This is a genomic window from Pseudonocardia sp. P-1 (assembly GCF_058111925.1).
The window spans coordinates 2,702,747-2,718,430 of record NZ_CM176614.1 but is presented as its reverse complement, the minus strand read 5'-3'; the positions used below and the strand labels follow the sequence as shown (position 1 = coordinate 2,718,430).

Annotated in this window: 21 protein-coding genes; 8 read left to right on the top strand and 13 right to left on the bottom strand. The window is 74.3% G+C overall.

Translation table 11 applies throughout. From position 1 onward, the window contains the following. Positions 1–3: 3 nt before the first annotated feature. From AC0GKK_RS13190 to AC0GKK_RS13175, 4 genes are all read right to left on the bottom strand, one after another. A complete protein-coding gene (locus AC0GKK_RS13190) occupies positions 4–204 on the bottom strand; it encodes a rhodanese-like domain-containing protein (RefSeq protein WP_405419928.1) in 201 nt (66 codons plus the stop codon). After that, on the bottom strand, positions 201–521 hold the full coding sequence (locus AC0GKK_RS13185; protein ID WP_405419926.1) for a DF family (seleno)protein: 321 nt from the start codon (positions 519–521) through the stop codon (positions 201–203). The genes AC0GKK_RS13190 and AC0GKK_RS13185 overlap by 4 nt, the downstream gene beginning before the upstream one ends. Next, the gene (locus tag AC0GKK_RS13180; RefSeq protein WP_489883958.1) at positions 518–1,105 is read right to left on the bottom strand and encodes an alkylmercury lyase family protein; all 588 of its coding nucleotides are present in this window, start codon (positions 1,103–1,105) and stop codon (positions 518–520) included. Before AC0GKK_RS13180 ends, AC0GKK_RS13185 begins: the two co-directional genes overlap by 4 nt. Positions 1,106–1,212: 107 nt before the next feature. Continuing rightward, positions 1,213–1,617: a MerR family transcriptional regulator gene (locus tag AC0GKK_RS13175; protein WP_405419921.1), complete on the bottom strand. Its 405-nt coding sequence runs from the start codon at positions 1,615–1,617 to the stop codon at positions 1,213–1,215. Between the two features lie 660 nt (positions 1,618–2,277). On the opposite strand from AC0GKK_RS13175, the gene AC0GKK_RS13170 reads away from it, so the two are divergent. Beyond that, the gene (locus AC0GKK_RS13170; protein ID WP_489883957.1) at positions 2,278–2,862 is read left to right on the top strand and encodes a DinB family protein; all 585 of its coding nucleotides are present in this window, start codon (positions 2,278–2,280) and stop codon (positions 2,860–2,862) included. A 372-nt stretch (positions 2,863–3,234) separates the two neighbouring features. On the opposite strand, the gene AC0GKK_RS13165 is transcribed toward AC0GKK_RS13170, so the two are convergent. Continuing rightward, positions 3,235–4,497, bottom strand: coding sequence for a dicarboxylate/amino acid:cation symporter (locus tag AC0GKK_RS13165; protein ID WP_489883956.1), 1,263 nt, complete (start codon positions 4,495–4,497; stop codon positions 3,235–3,237). Next, positions 4,494–5,246 carry a GntR family transcriptional regulator gene (locus AC0GKK_RS13160; protein WP_357440736.1) on the bottom strand — a complete coding sequence of 251 codons (753 nt, stop codon included), beginning with the start codon at positions 5,244–5,246 and terminating at the stop codon, positions 4,494–4,496. Before AC0GKK_RS13160 ends, AC0GKK_RS13165 begins: the two co-directional genes overlap by 4 nt. 163 nt (positions 5,247–5,409) lie before the next feature. Between AC0GKK_RS13160 and AC0GKK_RS13155 the strand changes: the two genes are divergently transcribed. Further along, on the top strand, positions 5,410–5,934 hold the full coding sequence (locus AC0GKK_RS13155) for a PadR family transcriptional regulator (protein ID WP_357440739.1): 525 nt from the start codon (positions 5,410–5,412) through the stop codon (positions 5,932–5,934). Continuing rightward, positions 5,927–6,937 carry a BtrH N-terminal domain-containing protein gene (locus tag AC0GKK_RS13150; RefSeq protein WP_489883955.1) on the top strand — a complete coding sequence of 337 codons (1,011 nt, stop codon included), beginning with the start codon at positions 5,927–5,929 and terminating at the stop codon, positions 6,935–6,937. The genes AC0GKK_RS13155 and AC0GKK_RS13150 overlap by 8 nt, the downstream gene beginning before the upstream one ends. 12 nt (positions 6,938–6,949) lie before the next feature. Here AC0GKK_RS13150 and AC0GKK_RS13145 read toward each other — a convergent pair whose 3' ends face one another. Beyond that, complete coding sequence (locus AC0GKK_RS13145; RefSeq protein ID WP_489883954.1) at positions 6,950–8,188, bottom strand: GNAT family N-acetyltransferase; 1,239 nt, start codon at positions 8,186–8,188, stop codon at positions 6,950–6,952. A gap of 116 nt (positions 8,189–8,304) precedes the next feature. On the opposite strand from AC0GKK_RS13145, the gene AC0GKK_RS13140 reads away from it, so the two are divergent. Next, positions 8,305–9,255 carry an acetyltransferase gene (locus AC0GKK_RS13140; protein WP_489883953.1) on the top strand — a complete coding sequence of 317 codons (951 nt, stop codon included), beginning with the start codon at positions 8,305–8,307 and terminating at the stop codon, positions 9,253–9,255. A 65-nt stretch (positions 9,256–9,320) separates the two neighbouring features. Further along, positions 9,321–9,698, top strand: a complete 378-nt coding sequence (locus AC0GKK_RS13135) for a VOC family protein (RefSeq protein WP_357440748.1) — start codon at positions 9,321–9,323, stop codon at positions 9,696–9,698. Between the two features lie 81 nt (positions 9,699–9,779). Here the strand turns inward: AC0GKK_RS13135 and AC0GKK_RS13130 are convergent, their stop codons facing one another. Then, a complete protein-coding gene (locus AC0GKK_RS13130) occupies positions 9,780–10,220 on the bottom strand; it encodes a nucleotide triphosphate diphosphatase NUDT15 (RefSeq protein WP_357440751.1) in 441 nt (146 codons plus the stop codon). A gap of 32 nt (positions 10,221–10,252) precedes the next feature. On the opposite strand from AC0GKK_RS13130, the gene AC0GKK_RS13125 reads away from it, so the two are divergent. Further along, entirely contained in the window at positions 10,253–10,606 is a 354-nt protein-coding gene (locus tag AC0GKK_RS13125; RefSeq protein ID WP_062399738.1) for a TraR/DksA family transcriptional regulator, read from the top strand. Here the strand turns inward: AC0GKK_RS13125 and AC0GKK_RS13120 are convergent. The 5 genes from AC0GKK_RS13120 to AC0GKK_RS13100 form a co-directional block, all read right to left on the bottom strand. Further along, a complete protein-coding gene (locus AC0GKK_RS13120) occupies positions 10,566–10,817 on the bottom strand; it encodes a hypothetical protein (RefSeq protein ID WP_251783028.1) in 252 nt (83 codons plus the stop codon). The two genes, AC0GKK_RS13125 and AC0GKK_RS13120, sit on opposite strands and share 41 nt — an antisense overlap. Next, complete coding sequence (locus tag AC0GKK_RS13115; RefSeq protein WP_489883952.1) at positions 10,814–12,193, bottom strand: sensor histidine kinase; 1,380 nt, start codon at positions 12,191–12,193, stop codon at positions 10,814–10,816. The genes AC0GKK_RS13120 and AC0GKK_RS13115 overlap by 4 nt, the downstream gene beginning before the upstream one ends. 14 nt (positions 12,194–12,207) lie before the next feature. Beyond that, entirely contained in the window at positions 12,208–12,954 is a 747-nt protein-coding gene (locus tag AC0GKK_RS13110; protein WP_405419901.1) for a response regulator transcription factor, read from the bottom strand. 317 nt (positions 12,955–13,271) lie between these two features. After that, a complete protein-coding gene (locus AC0GKK_RS13105) occupies positions 13,272–13,697 on the bottom strand; it encodes a DUF4383 domain-containing protein (protein ID WP_489883951.1) in 426 nt (141 codons plus the stop codon). 103 nt (positions 13,698–13,800) lie between these two features. After that, the gene (locus AC0GKK_RS13100; protein WP_489883950.1) at positions 13,801–14,682 is read right to left on the bottom strand and encodes a nicotianamine synthase family protein; all 882 of its coding nucleotides are present in this window, start codon (positions 14,680–14,682) and stop codon (positions 13,801–13,803) included. Between the two features lie 117 nt (positions 14,683–14,799). On the opposite strand from AC0GKK_RS13100, the gene AC0GKK_RS13095 reads away from it, so the two are divergent. Together AC0GKK_RS13095 and AC0GKK_RS13090 are read left to right on the top strand one after the other, a co-directional pair. Further along, on the top strand, positions 14,800–15,129 hold the full coding sequence (locus AC0GKK_RS13095) for a DMT family transporter (RefSeq protein ID WP_062399751.1): 330 nt from the start codon (positions 14,800–14,802) through the stop codon (positions 15,127–15,129). Continuing rightward, positions 15,122–15,676 (top strand): TetR/AcrR family transcriptional regulator, encoded by a 555-nt coding sequence (locus tag AC0GKK_RS13090; protein WP_357440765.1) that lies wholly within the window; start codon positions 15,122–15,124, stop codon positions 15,674–15,676. Before AC0GKK_RS13095 ends, AC0GKK_RS13090 begins: the two co-directional genes overlap by 8 nt. Positions 15,677–15,684 lie beyond the last annotated feature (8 nt).

Below are 15,684 nucleotides of genomic sequence, written 5' to 3'. Positions count from 1 at the left end.
GTCTCAAAGGCCGTCCCAGCAGTAGACGACGACGGGGCGGGCGCGGTTGAGGTCCGCGGTGGTGGCGGCGTCGAGCGACTTCAGCGGGATGCTGACCGCGCCGGGCAGGTGCATCTCGGCGTACTCCTCGGCCGGGAGCACCTCGACCAGCTGTGCCCCCTGGTCAAGCAGGCGGCGCAGTCCCGGGTAGCCGATCGTGGTCATCGTGTACCCGGGTCTACCCGGAGCAACGCCAGCACCCACTCGTCGGACGGCATGCCGCTGACCCCGCTCGGGCCGACGTACAGTCGGCAGCTCAGGCCGTAGTCCCGCCGAGCCTCCGCGCCCGGCTCTACGTCGCGGCCGTCGACACGGACCGTGGGCGAGCCGAGAAACTGCTCGCGGTGCGCATCTTCGCCGTCGGCGATCATCCGCACCCGGACCGGGTCGGTAACGCCGGACTCGGCTACCAGCCGCCTCAGCCGCGGCAGATACTCCTCGGCGTGCGGGCAACCGTCGGTGTGCAGCATCTCCACGATCACGTGCGTATCTCCATCCCTGCGGATAGCGCGTCCGGACCAGGCGTCGCGGCCAGCAGCGTCCCGAACGACCAATCTGCGATCTGGACGGCCCGTGCCTGGTCGAGCACGAGCCCGGTCAGCTCGACGCGCCCCAGCCGATACTCCTCAGCACGACGCCGGTCGCCATGGAACGTGAGCAGCGGGCACAGGCAGTCCGCGGCCGGACCGCATCCGCGGCTCTGCGCCAGCAGGACCACCGTCTCCTCCGGCAACCAGCGCCACGTCCCGTCTCGGCGCTCGACTCGGATCGGCCGCCCATCAGCCGGATCCGCCGACTCGATGACGCCATCCCGGCCGGTCATCAGCGGGATGCCCAGCGCGTCGATCGCGCACATCGCATGCACTGGCGTCGCGCCGTCCAGGTGCACCACGTGTCCGGTCGGCGACCCGGAGAACGGGTAGGCCACGGTGACTCGTCCGTCGTCGAGGTGCACCAGGTCCACCTCGTCCAGCTGCCGGAACGCTTCGGCCACGTCAACGCCCCCGGGCAGCGTGACGTCTTCGCGGCGCGGTGCCTGCCCGGTCTCCATGAACGCGCGCAGCACCGCGCGGTGTACCTGCCGGGCCGTCGCCGTCAGGCCCGCCTGCCGGGCGACAACCCCGCTCTGCTCCGGGTCGCACAGCGACTCGATCCGCAGCGGTCCATCGGTACTCACTGGCCCTCCCCATCGCTGCTGATCTCGACCAGGATCGGGCATTCCCGCCGATCCCGCGGCTGTTCACAGGTCTGCACGAGCCGGGCCAGCCCCGACCGCATCGCCTGCAGGTCCGCGATCCGGGCATCCAGGTCCGCGATCTTCGCGGTCGCCAGCTCGCGGGTGCCGTCGCAGCTCACCGGACCGCCATCGGCCAGATGCAGCAGCGACTCGACGTCGTCGAGCGTGAAGCCGAGGTCCTGAGCCCGCTTGACGAACCGCACGAGCCGCACCGCCTGCGGGCCGTACGCCCGATAGCCCGAAGCCGACCGCTCCGGCTCCGGCAGCAACCCCCGGCGCTCGTAGTACCGCAGTGTCTGCGGGTTCACCCGAGCCTGCGCGGCCACCTCACTCGTCCGCATGCGTCGAGCATGCACCCTGTACCGGGGTACCAGGTCAAGCCTTGCGGCCCCGCCACAACCGTGCAGACGACCGTCGTTCATTACCTGTTCCATCGCCGATCCGGCCCGGCTAGACCGCTCCCCGCAAGATCCACTGCCTCCGGCGGCCGGGCGCTGCCCGAACCCGGCACCGCTTCGGAGATCAGGGGAGTACAGGCTGGTGATCTCCTCACGGCGCGCCGAGACGGCAGCCAGACCGGGGAGTGGGGCACAAGGCGGGACTGAGTACCTTGCACCCCACTCCCCGGTCTGGCAGGGACGGGCCCGCGCCGCGAGGAGATCACCAGCAGGCCAGGCGAGTGGGGGAAGAGGCCCCGCGTGGGACGCTTTTGGGACACGAAACGACGCGACATCGGCCGAAATCGACCCCGAACGACCACCACTCTGCGGGTGGAAAACCCCAGTTCACAAGGGATATCCGGGTCTAGCCGTAACGACAGCGCCAGAGTCCGCGGGTTCGGGGTTCGATCCCCCGGGGGCCCACACCATCACCAGGTCACAGCGTCGCTGGCTGGTGACGACCAAGATCAAGGGATCCTTGTGGGTCACTTCTCGTCGGGCGGGTCGAACAACCCTTCCAACCTCGGCGGTCGGACGGTCGGGTCATGCCACCCTGTCCGCATGACCGGTCCGGACCTGAAAGCCGACCTCCACGGCTACCTGCGCGTCGCCCGCGCTGCTGTCGTCTGGAAGCTGGACGGGCTCTCGGAGTACGACGTCCGGCGACCACTCGTTGCGACCGGCACCAACCTGCTGGGGATCGTCAAGCACCTCGCCACCGTCGAATGGGGCCACTTCGGCGCAGCGTTCGGACGCCCCGACCCGCTGTCGCTGCCCTGGACCTCCGACACGGCCGAGCCCGACGCGGACATGTGGGCCGCAGAGAACGAGAGCCGGGAGGAACTGCTCGACCTCTACCACCAGGTGTGTGCAGCCTCCGATGCCGTCATCGACGACCACGGCCTCGACGCGATCGGTCACGTGCCGTGGTGGCCCGAGCCCGCTCGGACGGTGACCCTCCAGCACATACTGATCCACACCATCGCCGAGGCGCACCGCCACGCCGGACACTCCGACATCGTCCGCGAACTGGTCGACGGGACTGCGGGCTACATGGACGGAGCCGGCCTCGTCGGTCGCGAGGATCCGGCAGCACGCCGACAGCAGCGAGACCGCCTCGAAGCGATCGCACGCCGAGCGCACTAGCATCCGGCGGCCGGGCTCCGCCCGAACCCGGCACCCGCTCGCCGGCTGTTCGGCGTCATCGGGATCGTCGACGGCGACGTCCAGGTGCGCGCGGAGGGTCTCGCCGTCCGGTCACCGACCGGGACGGCGGTGGGTGACCTGCTGGAGGTCCAGGCGTGCTGTGCCGTCGCACGGGCACCACGAAGTCGTCGTGGGACGCGCGGAGCTCCCCGGCCGGGCACACGGCGGTCGAGGGTCATGGCGACCAGCCGTCCCGGTGGACGTGACATCAGCGCTCGTCCTCGCTCTCGTGTGCCGGACGATCCCTCCAGGATCCCCGCCGGGCGACGGTGCGGAGCCGGGCGGTCCGACGCCGAGCCGCTGCCGTTCGGGTCAGGCCTGCGGGCTGCTCCCGACCGCCGTCTCCACCGGGTCCTCGCCGCGCACACCGTCGTAGACGTCCCGGTCGATCTCCCCGTCGGGGTGCGCGACGAGCATCGCCACCAGGGTGTCGGCGTTGACGTTGAGGAACGTCCGCAGGATCCCGGTGAACCAGTCGACGGCGATGAGCAGCCCGGCGGCCGCGGGCGGCAGCCCGAGGGTGGTGGCGAGGAACAGGGCCACGACGGGGAACCCGCCCGGCACGGTGATGGTGCCCATGTTGAGCAGGATCGCGAGGACCATCCCGAACACGATCTGTCCGGCGGACAGGTCGACGCCGCCGGCCTGGGCGAGGAACAGCACGACGATCGTGTAGTTGAGGACGGCGCCGTAGGACCCCATGGTCAGCCCCACCGACAGCGTGAAGTTGGCGACCCGCGGGCTCACGCCGACCTTCTCGATCGTCGTGCGCAGGACCGTGGGGTAGGTGACGGCCGAGCTCGTCGTCGTGACCGCGACGGCGGTCTGCTCCGCGAGCGTGCGGGGCAGGCGCGCGGGGTTGAGCCGGGTGCGCGCGGCGACGATCGCCACGAACAGCACGGTGAGCACGACGACGCCCAGCAGGTTGGTCCCGAGGTAGGCCAGCGCCGACCCGACCACGGCGCAGCCGATCCGGCCGGACAGGTCGGCGAGCAGTGCGAAGACCCCGATCGGTGCGACGTACATGACCAGCCGGATGAGGGTGAGCAGGACCTGCTGCAGCTGCCCGACGACGTCGAGGACGAGTGCGTTGCCCGTCGCGTGGACGTGCCGGTTGAGGGCGACGCCGAACAGGAGCGAGAACAGGATGATCGGGACCATCGCCGCCTCGGCCATCGACTCGACGACGTTGGTGGTGAAGAAGCCCAGGACCGTGTCCTGCCAGCTCTCCGGGGCCGCCGCGGGCGGCAGCGCGGCGTCCGGCGCGGCCGTCGCGACCATGCCGGAGCCCGGGCGGAACAGCAGCCCGAGCACGACCGCGACCACCGCGGCCACGACCGACAGACCGATCATCCAGGCGAAGGTCCGCAGTGCGAGCCGGCCGGTGCCGGACCCGGTCATCGACCCGCAGGCCGCGATCACCGAGGTCATGACCAGTGGCACGATCGCCATCTGGACGAGCCGGATGAAGGCGTCGCCGACGACCTTCAGTTTGCCGGCCCACTCGCCGGCGACCAGACCGAACTCGATCCCGGCGACCGCGGCGAGCGCGATCAGGACGGCGGGATGCTTCATCGCGGCGAGTCTCGTGAAGTCCTCACGTCGAGGGTGGCCGGGCCGCGGCGGCGGTCCCGGGTGTCGGTGGCGAGCAGGGCGCGGCCGGCGCGTTCGGTGACGATCTCCAGCGAGGCGCCCATGTGCTGGTGCAGCAGGTGGCGCGCGGTGTCGAGCCGTCCGGCGAGGACCGCCTCGGCGACGGCGACGTGCTCGGCGACGGCCGCCTCGACGCGGCCGGGGAGCACGTAGTCGTTCATCCGCACCCGCCGGATCCGGCGGTGCACGTCGGCCAGCACCGCGACGAGCTCGGGGTTGCCCGACGCCGCGAGAAGCGTGCTGTGGAACCGTTCGTCCTCCAGCACGAAGCCCGGGCCCGCCGCGGGCGGCTCCTCGAGCATCCGGTGCCAGCGGGCCAGCTCCGCCCGGAGCGCTCCGGCGTCGTGCACGGTGCCCGGGTTCTCCCGGCACCGGTCGATCCCGCGCAGCTCGACCGCGATGCGGACCTCCCAGAGGTCACGCACCCCCGCCAGGTCGGGGACGACGACCGAGTAGCCGTAGTCCTCCTCGCGCTGCAGGAGGCCGTCGGCGACGAGCCGGCCGAGGGCCTCGCGGACCGGGGTGCGGGAGATGCCGAACCGTGCGGCGAGCTTCGGTTCGGTGAGGCGGGTGCCCGCGCCGATGTCGCCGTTGACGACGTCGTCCCGCAGCACGGCGTAGACGCGTTCGCGCAGCGGCGGCGTCCCCGCCTCGTCGACGGCACTCGACATCGACAAGCCTCCTCACCTGCTGTGTCCAGGGCTGGATACAGCAGGTGGAGACGCTAGGAGCGGCACGTTGCGTCGGCGTCTCGCGCCGGTGTCGTCGTGTTTCGCGCGGGGGAGGTCGCACGCGGGGCGGTCCGGACCGCTATTCCAGTGCTAGAATACAGTCGTGGAGCTGACCCTCGGCGAGCTCGTCGTCCTCGGGACCCTGGCCGAGCGCCCCCGCCACGGTTACGACATCGAACAGGTCGTCGAGCAGCGCGGCGTCCGCCGCTGGACCGATATCGGTTTCTCCTCGATCTACTACCTGCTCGACAAGCTGACCGCCCGCGGCCTGGCCGAGGCCGACGACGACCGCCCCTCCCCGAAGGCCCGCCGCGTCGTGCGCATCACCGACCGGGGGCGCCGCACCGCGGCCGCCGACGTCCGCGAGCTGCTCGCCGACGCCGGGGTCCCCGCCCGCTCCTTCCTCGCCGGCCTCGCCCACGCGGGCCTGCTCCCCGCGCACGAGGTCGACGCGGCGCTCCGGGCCCGGCTGGTCGGCCTCGACGCCCGCATCGACGCGGTCGTCGCCGCCCGCACGGCCCAGGAGCCCCTCCCGACGGAGGCGCACGACGTCTTCTCGTTCTCTCTGTCCCAGCTGCGTGCGGAGAGGTCGTGGCTCGCCGAGCGGGTCCAGGTGTCCGATGACTGATGCATCCACCGGCGTCCCGGCCACGGGAGGCGTCCACTGCGAGACGACGACGCTCGGCGCGCTCCTCGGGCACGCCGGCGTCCACCTCACCGAACCGGTGCTGTTCGGGCTCGGCGCCGGGCTGTCGTTCGTGTACTGGGACTCGAAGCGGCAGTCGGCGCCGTTCCTGGGCGGGCGGGTCAAGCCCTTCGAGCTGACCCGGACCCTCGCCCGCCGTCTCGGCCTCGACCTGCGGGTGCAGGAGACCTCGTCCGCCCGCCGGGGGTGGGACCAGGTGCGCACCCTCGTCGACGACGGCGTGCCCGTCGGGCTGCAGCTCGACAGCCACGACCTGGACTACTTCGGCTCCCGGGTCCACTTCGCGGGTCACGTCGTGGCCCTCCTCGGCTACGACGGGGAGTCCGCGTACCTCCTCGACACCGCGCAGCAAGGCGGCCGGGTCCGCACGAGCCTGGAGAGTCTGGCCCGGGCGCGCGCGGCCCGCGGACCCATGTCGGCGCCGCACCGCTCGTTCACCCTCGGACCGCTCCGGGAGCCGGTCGACCCCGTCCCCGCGATCGTGCCCGCGATCGTCGAGTGCGCCGAGGCGTTCCTGGACCCGCCGATCGCCAACGTCGGGCACCGCGGCATCCGGACGACGGCGAAGCGCGCCCCGTCCTGGCTCGACCGCGTCGAGGACCCGCCCCGGGACCTGCCGCAGATGGCGATGCTCATGGAACGGGCCGGCACCGGCGGGGCGCTGTTCCGCACCCTGTACCGCGACTTCCTCACCGCCTGCTTGCCGCTGCTCGACGACGGCGCCGGGCCGGGCGGACGCGTCGCGGCAGTCGAACGGGGCCGGGACCTGTTCGCCGAGTCGGCGACGCTGTGGACCCGCGTCGCCGGACTCGTCGAGCGCGCCGGGCTCGACGGGGACCCGGCCGGCCTGACCGAGGCCGCGGGGCTGCTGCTGCGGATCGCGGACCGGGAGACCGCGGCGATGACCACGCTCCGGTCGCTCTGAGCCGGCCGGAGGTCAGCCGGGGGACCGACCCCGCCCGGTACCCCGGGGCTTCGCCATGTGGACCAGCGCGTAGGTCCCCGCGTCGGTCCGGTGGGTCTCCCGGAACCCGAGCCGGTCGTAGAGCCGCAGGTTCGTGACGCTGTGCTCACCGGTGAACAGCTCGATCACCGACACGCCGTCGTCGAGCTGCTCCTCGGCGTGGCGGAGCAGGCCCGATCCCAGGCCCTCGCCCTGCCGGTCCGGAGCGACCACCAGCCGGCTCACGACGGCGGTGCTCCCCGACCGGGTGATCCGTACGGCGGCGACCAGCCGGCCGTCGTCGCGGACACCCCAGGCGGTCACCGACCTGTCGGCCAGCTGCTCGCGGATCTCCGCCAGGTGCTCGGTGAGCGGCGGCAGGTCGATGTCGCCGTGTGCCCGGGCCTCCGGCACGTAGGCCGCCCGCTGCAGGGTCAGGACCTCTCCGGCGTCGGCGGGCCGGAGGCGGACCGTCCGTGCCCGCGTGCGGTGGCTGCGGAGCTCCTGCGGCCGGGGTGCGTCGAGCAGCGCGCGCAGCTCGTGGAGCGCCTCGGCCGGGTCGGGCCGGTCGTCGCCGAGGACGTCGTGGGCGGCGCCGAGGCCGGCGTCGTCCACGAGACCCTTCTCGCCCAGGACCCACGCACCCCGCCCGGCCATGACGGCGTGCGCGGCCTGGGCGGTGGCGCGGGCCATCATGCCGAGTGCGAGGGTCCGGTCGCCCCGGCGGACGTGCTGCTCGGCGATCGTCAGCGAGAACGCGGCGTTCCAGCGCCAGCGTTCCTGCGCCGTCTCGCGCAGGGCCGCGGGGTAGGCGACGGCCGGCAGCCGCCCGGCGAGCACCCGGTTCACGGCGATCTCCCCGAGCGGGGTGTACGTGGGCAGCCCGGCGAGATGACCCTCGACCTGGTCGATCTGGAACCGGCCGTGGTCGGCGTCGGCACGCCAGGCGTCGACGACGTCGAGGTCACGCAGCAGCACGTCCACTGGTTCGCCCTCGACGCTCAGCCACGCCCCGCCGTTGACGATGCGTCCCCACTCGCCCGGCTGCGCGACGTGCCCGGCGAAGCCGAGGCGCCCGAGCACCCGGGCATCGAACCCGCCGCGGTAGTAGACGCCGAGTTCCCAGTCGCTGTCCGGCCGGTGGGTGCCCCGGGCCCGGCTGCCGCCCAGCGCCACGGCGAGCACACCGGGCAGCGCGACGAGCCGCGGCAGGAGGACGTCCAGGACGGTCATGGGGCGATGGTCGACGGCGCCGCCCCCCGGTGTCGACCGTGGTCCGGGTCGGCGCCCGTCGCGGACACCGGCCCGCGGTGGGCGAACCCGGTCGACACCGCTGCGATCCTGTCCCGGTGAGCAGTTCCCCGACCGTCCGCACGGCCACCCCCGCCGACCATCCGGAGCTCGTCCGCATCTGGCGTCGCGCGGTCGAGGCGACGCACACCTTCCTCACCCCGGCCGACGTCGACGAGATCGAGCACGAGGTCCGGACGGCGGCCCTGCCCGCCCTCGCGGTCACCGTCGCCCAGCGGGACGACGGCACGCCGGTCGGCTGGATCGGAGTGCACGGCGACCGGGTGGAGGCCCTGTTCGTCGACCCGTCGGCGCACCGTCTCGGCGTCGGGTCCACGCTCCTGACGACGGCCACCGACGGACTCGCGCAGGTGGAGCTGGACGTGAACGAGCAGAACCCGTCCGCGCTGGCCTTCTACGAGCGCCACGGGTTCGTCCGGACCGGACGGTCCGACCGCGACGGTCGGGGGCGCCCGTTCCCGCTGCTGCACCTGCGCAGGTGCCCGTCCCGCCTCCCCGAGCCCACCGACCCGGCCCCCTCCACGAGCGCGCTCCTGCTCACCTACGTCGACTTCTTCCGGGCCCGCGTCCTCGCCAGGTACGCCGAGCTCTCCGTGCCCGACCGCACGACCAGCCGCCTCCCGACCGGCTGGTCGCCCGCCGAGCTCGTGCACCACCTGTGCTGCATGGAGCGCCGCTGGCTGGAGTGGGGCTTCGTCGACGCCGACCTCCCGGACCCCTGGGCCGACCACGTCGACGGCCGGTGGCAGCTCCCACCCGGTGTCACCGTCGACGGGCTCGCGGACGCGCTCGCGGCGCAGGGCAGGCGCACCCGCGAGATCGCGGAGTCGGTGGGACCCGGCGCGGTGGGGCTGCCGAGCGCCCGCTGGCGCGGTGCCGCACCCGGGACGATCGAGCGGACGCTGCTGCACGTCGTGCAGGAGTACGCCCGTCACCTGGGGCACCTCGACATCGTCGTCGAGCTCGCGACCGGGGCTGCGGGGGAGTAGACCGATGAGCCCGGGGCCCCGGCGCGGTCACCACTTCCGACAGGCTCCGCACGGAAGGACACGACATGCCCCGCACCGGTCCCGTCCTCGGCGTCCTCGCCGGGCTTCCCACCTCGGACATCGACCGCGGCATCGCCTGGCTGAGCGTCGTGCTCGGCGAGGAGCCGAATGCCCGGCCCATGCCGGTGCTCGCCGACTGGTACCTCGGCCCGGCGGGCACGGTCCAGCTGGTGCTCGATCCCGACCGTGCCGGGGGCGGACTGCTGACGCTGCAGGTCGACGACGTCACCGCGGTCGCGGGACGGCTGCGTGCCGCCGGCATCACGCTCGAGGTCGACGCGACCTCGTCGGAGAGGGTCGCGTTCGGCACCGCCACCGATCCGGACGGCAACGCGGTGACCCTCGTCGAGGCGAAGCCCGGCTTCGCGCCGCAGGGAGGATGACCGCCGTCCCCCGCCGATCGATCAGTACACGGGTGCCGTCGACGCCCGCCCGGACAGCGATCCCGTACTGATCGACGGGGCTCAGTGCGCGACGCGGTGCAGGTCCCAGCCGTCGAGGGTGACGCCCGGAGAACGCCAGGCGTGCCGGACGGCGTCGGTGTGGGCGAACACCGGTCCGGGCAGGTCGTCCGGGTCGGCCCAGGTCCAGGCGTCGATCGCGTGCGGTTCGGTCACCCGCAGCTCCGCCCCGGCGGGCGCGGGTACGTGCACCGCGAAGGTCACCCCCGCGCCGTCGAGCCGGACGCACACCGCGAACAGGGTCCCCGTCGCCGCGACGACGCCGGTCTCCTCCGCCAGCTCCCGCAGCGCGGCCGCGACGACCGGCTCCCCGCCCTCCAGGTGCCCGCCCGGGAACGACCAGCTCGGGGTCTCCCCGGCGGTGACGCGGTGCCCGACGGCGACGGCGCCGTCGTCGCGCTGGAGGACGACACCGACACCGGACTTCGGACGCGACAGGGCCACCACGACAGTCTGCCGGGGCGCATCCTGGTCCCGTGGACCCCACCGCCCTGGCCGCCGCCCGCGCCCACGCCCGTGAGTGGGTGGCGTCGCTGCGCCGGGAGCTGGACGCCCTCGCCGACCAGCAGGCCCTGACCAGCCACGACGACGAGCACGACCCCGAGGGTGTCACCATCGCCGTGCAGCGCGCGCAGCTGCAGGGCCTGCTCGCCGCGGCGGAGCGGGAGTGCGGGGACCTCGACCGGGCGGCCGACCGGATGGCGGACGGCGACTACGGGCGGTGCAGCGTCTGCGGCGGTCCGATCGCCCCGGAGCGGCTGGAGGCGCTGCCCGCCGCGGACACCTGCATCAGCTGTGCGTCGGACCCGCGCCGGCGCCGCCGCCGGTAGCCGGCTGCCCAGCGGTGCCGCCGGCGGCCGTGCGCTGCGGCGGGGGCACGGTGCCGGGATCGGGGGTGTGTGGCGGGAGCACGGTCACCGTCGGGGTCGGCGACGGCGTCCCGGTGGCCGGGTCCAGCGGCTCCGGTTCGTCCTCCAGGGTCACCCCGCACCCGGCGACGACCAGCAGCCCCAGCAGCGCGATGCACAGCCGTGTCCTCATGCCTGCACCCCCGGCAGCTCGACGACGACCCGGGTGCCGCCGCCGGGTCGTTCCTCCACCCACACCCGGCCGTCGTGCCGGCGCACGTGCGCGGCGACCAGGGACAGGCCGAGACCGGTGCCGCCGCCGTCGCCGCGGCTGCCGGCCAGGGTGCCACGGGCGAACCGCTCGAACACCGCCAGCCGCTGTTCGGGCGGGATGCCGGGGCCCGCGTCGTCGACCTCGATCCGGGCGTACCGGTCCCGGGGCGCGACGCCGATCCGCCGCGCGCCGCCGCCGTGCGCGTCGGCGTTGTCCAGGAGGTTGCCCAGGATCTGGTCGAGGCGGCGGCGGTCGACCCGCACGGTCACCGGCTCCGGGGCGTCGACCTCGGGGACGTGCTCCCCGCCGCGGACCGCGACGAGCCCGCGGACCAGCGCGCCGAGCTCGCCGTCCTCGCGCTGCAGGGTGTCGCTGCGGGAGATCTCCAGCAGGTCCAGGACCATCCGGCGGAAGCGCTGGATCTCGCCGTCGAGCAGCTCGACCGCCTCCCGCGCGGTCGGTGCGAGCTCGTCGCGCCGCCGGGTCAGCACCGCGGCCGCGTTCACCAGTGTTGTCAGCGGCGACCGCAGCTCGTGCGAGACGTCCGCGGCGAACCGGGCGTCGCGCGACACCCGCTGCTCCAGGTCGTCGGCGGTCCGGTTGAAGGTCGCGACGAGCGGGGCGAGCTCGGCGTCGGTGCTCGACGGCAGCCGCGCGGTCAGGTCACCCCCGGCGATCCGTGCCGCGGCCCGGGTCACGGCGGTGAGCGGCAGCAGCGCGCGCCGCCCGGCCCACTGGCCCAGCGCGAGCCCGAGCAGCGCGCTCACCGCGACCCCGGTGAACAGCACGACGCTGAGGAACCTCAGGTTGGCGTCGAGCCGCTGCATCGGGAAGACCTCGACGAACACGTCGCCGCCCGGCAGCGGCGCCGCGACGACGACGCTCGGCATCCCCGCCACCATCACCCGCTGCCGTGCCCCGGTCCCGTTCTCCGCCAGCGCCAGCACACCCGCCGGCAGCAGGTCGGGGTCGACCTCGCGGCCGCTGGTCGTCCAGGCGCCGTCGCGGCGCAGCGCGACCGTGGTGTCCGGGGTACCCGCGAGGCCCGTCAACAGGTCGTCGAGCCCGCCGACGTCGGCGGTGTCGGCCATCGCCCGCTCGACGAGCTGGAGGTTCACCGCGAGCTGCCGGGTCGCGCTCTCCACCCCCTGCTCCACCAGATAGTACGACGCGAGGTTCCAGGTGACCGTCGCGAACAGCCCGGTCACCACCAGCGACACCCCGGCGAACGCGACGCCGATCCGGTGACGCAGCGGAAGCCGGCCCAGCGGCAGTCGGTCCAGCACGGACCGCATCCTGCCGCGCCCGCTCACCCGCCGCGGCCCGAGGCGGGGGCGGCGCCCGGCAGTGCGGCGTCCGGTCCGGCGTCGCCGACCTTGTACCCGGCGCCGCGCACGGTCAGCACGAGGACCGGCCGGTCCGGGTCGAGCTCGACCTTGCGCCGCAGCCGTCGCACGTGGACGTCCAGCAGCCGGGTGTCGCCGTGGTACTCGTAGCCCCACACCCGCGACAGCAGCTCGTCGCGGGTCACGATCCGCCCGCCCGCCGCGGCGAGCTCGGCGAACAGCCGGAACTCGGTGCGGGTCAGGTGCACCGGGGCGCCGTCGCGGAGCACGGTGCCCTCGTCCGGTCGCAGCTCGACGTCGCCGACGGTGATCCGGCGCGGTGCCGCCGGGGCCGGACGTCGCCGGCGCAGCAGCGCCCGGATGCGGGCGGCCAGCTCCCCGGCCACCAGGGGCTTGGTGACGTAGTCGTCGGCGCCCGCCTCCAGCCCGGCGATGACGTCGGCGGAGTCGGAGCGCGCGGTCACCATGATGATCGGCAGGTCACCGGTCTCGCGCAGCCGCCGGCAGACGGTGAGGCCGTCGATGCCCGGCAGCATGAGGTCCAGCAGCACGAGGTCGACGCCCGGGCGGGCCGCACTGACCAGGGCCTGCTCGCCGGTGTGGACCGCGTCGACGTCGACGCCCTCGTCGCCCAGGGCGAGGCCGAGCGCGCGCCCGATCCGGACGTCGTCGTCGACCAGCAGCACCCGGGTCCGGCCCTGTTCGCTCATGATGACGGCGATTCCACCGGATCCGGACCGCTCCCGTCGACCCGGGCGCCGGGCCCGGCGTGATCGTCAGGCGATCGCAAGCCCGACGGGTGCGTGACGGCGGCGCCGCAGCGCCAGCAGGTCTGCGGCGGCCCGCCGTCGTCGGTGGGCGAGGGCATCGCCCCGCAGTCCGGGCAGAGCCGGTCCAGCCAGCACACCGGGTCGCCGACCTCGGCCTCGTGGCCGTGGTCGGGGTGTCGTCCGGTGACCGGGGTCCCGGCGGACGGTGTGTCGGACACACCGCCATCGGACCACGGGGGTCACGCCCTGTCCAGGTCTCAGGCCGCGGCTGCCCCGCGGCGGGCCGGGCGCACCACGGGACGGCCGCGCAGCAGTGTCGCGCAGCCGACCATCGCGACGGCGACGACCACCAGGGCCGCGCCCACGGCGTCCAGGGCGACGGCGGCGCTCAGCAGCGCGACGGCGCCACCGGCCACGAGCACCACCCGCGACGCGGCGCCGGAGCGCGCCGAGGCCAGTCCGGCCAGGCCGGTGACGAGGTGCAGCACGTTCTGCAGCACCGACAGCGGCAGCAGCCCGGCAAGCACCGCGGTACCCGCACCGGGCAGCACGGCGAGCTCACCGGAGGTCACGCCCGGGACGAAGCCCAGGGCTCCGACCAGCAGGAACGCCGCGGCGAACGCCGCCGCGACCGGCTGCACCGGGGTGTAGGGCCGGGAGAACCCGCCCGTCGTCCGCATCATGTCCCGACCTCCTCGGTCCGTCGTCCTCCGGCGCGTCGCTGCGCCCCTCGTCGGGGTCCGGTTGCCCGGCCGGAGGCGCTCCGAACCGCGGGAGCGACGCACCTCACGTGGCGGCGCGGGCCACCAGGACGGAGTTGACGACGTCGGTGCGCGGGTGCACCTCGAGGAGTACCTCGAGTGCAGGCAGGTCGGCCGGGACGATCTCCGGGTAGAGCAGGGTCCGCAGCCCCGCGGCGGACCGCACGAGCAGGGTCGTGCCGGGCCCGGTCGCGCTGGTCAGCCGGGCGGTGATGGCGGCCTTGGTGGCGGCGTCCGGACCGACCAGGGCCCCGACGAGCACGAGGTCGGCCCGGCCCAGCTCGTCGGCGAGCGCGGGGGACAGCTGCGGGTCGTCGAGGTCGGCGACCAGGCTGCGGACCCGCCCGTCCGCCCCGAGGGCTGCGGTGACCGCGTCCCCCGCGGCGACGGCCGCCCGGTCCCGGTCGACGTGCAGCACCTGCGCGCCGTGCCCGGTGGCCAGGACCAGGCCGGTCAGCGGCAGGGGCCCCGACCCGAGCACGACGACGCGCCGCGGCGCGGGCAGCCCGACGGCGGTCAGCGCGGCGAGCTCCAGCCGGACGAGGTCGTGATAGTTGCCCAGGTAGGGGAACCGGTCCAGCTCGGCCCGCGGGTCGGGGGCGGCGGCGATCCGGCCCGCCCAGTGGTTCTCCATGTGGCCCTCGCCGGTCGCGGCGAGGGTCCGCAGCGCGTCCGAGTGCGGGGCGACCTGCGCCAGGACGCCCTCGGTGCAGCCGGCGGGCGGGAAGCAGCAAAGCCCGACGAGCTCGCCGAACGCGGCGTCGGTGTCCGGGGCGGGGCGCAGGTCGGTGCGCTCCAGGCGTCGTCGCAGGTCCACGAGGCGGGTCGCGACGGCGGCGACGGAGTCGCGGGGACGGCGGGGTGCGGGGAAACCGGGCGCGGTCGTCCGACTGCTCTGCGTGGTCACGATGATCCACCGTAAGCCAATGACAACCATTTCGTGCTCGGTCGTCCGGGTGGCGGGAAAGCTGAGCGAACGCTCTACAATGTGGAAGGGAACGGACAGAGGGGGAGGAGTCCGGCGATGTGGGGTTGGCTCGCGCTCGCGATCGGCGCCGAGGTCACCGGAACGGTGGCGCTGCGGTTCTCGCAGGGTTTCAGCAGGCTGGTGCCGTCGATGATCACGGTGGTGGGCTACGGGCTGGCGTTCTGGTCGCTGTCCCAGGCGCTCGGCCGGGGGATGGCGCTCGGGATCGCCTACGGAACCTGGGCCGCGGCCGGGGTGGCGCTCGTCGCGCTGATCGGGGTGTTCTTCCTCGGTGAGTCGTTGACGTGGGTCCAGCTCGGCGGGATCGCGCTCGTCATCGCCGGGGTGCTCGCCCTGGAGCTGGGCGGCGCGACCGCGCATGCCTGACGCGATCGGCCGGGACACCTCCGGGGCCGACGGTCGCCGCCGCCGCGGGGACCGGCGCCGCCGCGAGCTGGTCGGGGCCACGCTGCGGCTGGTCGGCGCCGGCGGGGTCGCCGCGGTCAGCCAGCGCGCGGTCGCCGCGGAGGCCGGCGTGCCGCCCAGCGCGGTCTTCTACTACCACCGCAGTGTCGACGCGCTGCTGGTCGCGACGCTCACCGCCGTCAACGACCGCTGGATCGCCCGGCTCGACGCGGTCACCGTCCCGGGCGACCTCGTCGCGCTGGTCGAGGACTGCGTCCGTCAGGAACGGGTCACCGCGATCGCCGAGTACGAGCTGTTCCTGCTGGCCGCGCGGCGACCGGACCTGCGCGGTGAGCTGGACCGCTGGGACATCGCGCTCGCCGCGGCCGCCGCCCGGCTCCTGCCCGACGACGCCGACCGGCGTGCGTTGCTGGCCGCCGCGGTCAACGGGCTCACCCTGAGCGGTGCCCTCGGCTCACCGGTCGACCCCGCCCTCCTGACCCGGCTCTGCGCGGCCGGGACCGCCTGAGCCACCGT

Bases quoted from the DNA above. Each gene is read 5' to 3' on its own strand.
- AC0GKK_RS13120 (WP_251783028.1), bottom strand. From the start codon at position 10,817: ATGAGGACACGGCTGTGCATCGCGCTGCTGGGGCTGCTGGTCGTCGCC.
- AC0GKK_RS13145 (WP_489883954.1), bottom strand. From the start codon at position 8,188: ATGACCGTCCTGGACGTCCTCCTGCCGCGGCTCGTCGCGCTGCCCGGT.
- AC0GKK_RS13150 (WP_489883955.1), top strand. From the start codon at position 5,927: ATGACTGATGCATCCACCGGCGTCCCGGCCACGGGAGGCGTCCACTGC.
- AC0GKK_RS13090 (WP_357440765.1), top strand. From the start codon at position 15,122: ATGCCTGACGCGATCGGCCGGGACACCTCCGGGGCCGACGGTCGCCGC.
- AC0GKK_RS13110 (WP_405419901.1), bottom strand. From the start codon at position 12,954: ATGAGCGAACAGGGCCGGACCCGGGTGCTGCTGGTCGACGACGACGTC.
- AC0GKK_RS13135 (WP_357440748.1), top strand. From the start codon at position 9,321: ATGCCCCGCACCGGTCCCGTCCTCGGCGTCCTCGCCGGGCTTCCCACC.
- AC0GKK_RS13170 (WP_489883957.1), top strand. From the start codon at position 2,278: ATGACCGGTCCGGACCTGAAAGCCGACCTCCACGGCTACCTGCGCGTC.
- AC0GKK_RS13105 (WP_489883951.1), bottom strand. From the start codon at position 13,697: ATGATGCGGACGACGGGCGGGTTCTCCCGGCCCTACACCCCGGTGCAG.
- AC0GKK_RS13175 (WP_405419921.1), bottom strand. From the start codon at position 1,617: ATGCGGACGAGTGAGGTGGCCGCGCAGGCTCGGGTGAACCCGCAGACA.
- AC0GKK_RS13115 (WP_489883952.1), bottom strand. From the start codon at position 12,193: ATGCGGTCCGTGCTGGACCGACTGCCGCTGGGCCGGCTTCCGCTGCGT.
- AC0GKK_RS13190 (WP_405419928.1), bottom strand. From the start codon at position 204: ATGACCACGATCGGCTACCCGGGACTGCGCCGCCTGCTTGACCAGGGG.
- AC0GKK_RS13095 (WP_062399751.1), top strand. From the start codon at position 14,800: ATGTGGGGTTGGCTCGCGCTCGCGATCGGCGCCGAGGTCACCGGAACG.
- AC0GKK_RS13160 (WP_357440736.1), bottom strand. From the start codon at position 5,246: ATGTCGAGTGCCGTCGACGAGGCGGGGACGCCGCCGCTGCGCGAACGC.
- AC0GKK_RS13165 (WP_489883956.1), bottom strand. From the start codon at position 4,497: ATGAAGCATCCCGCCGTCCTGATCGCGCTCGCCGCGGTCGCCGGGATC.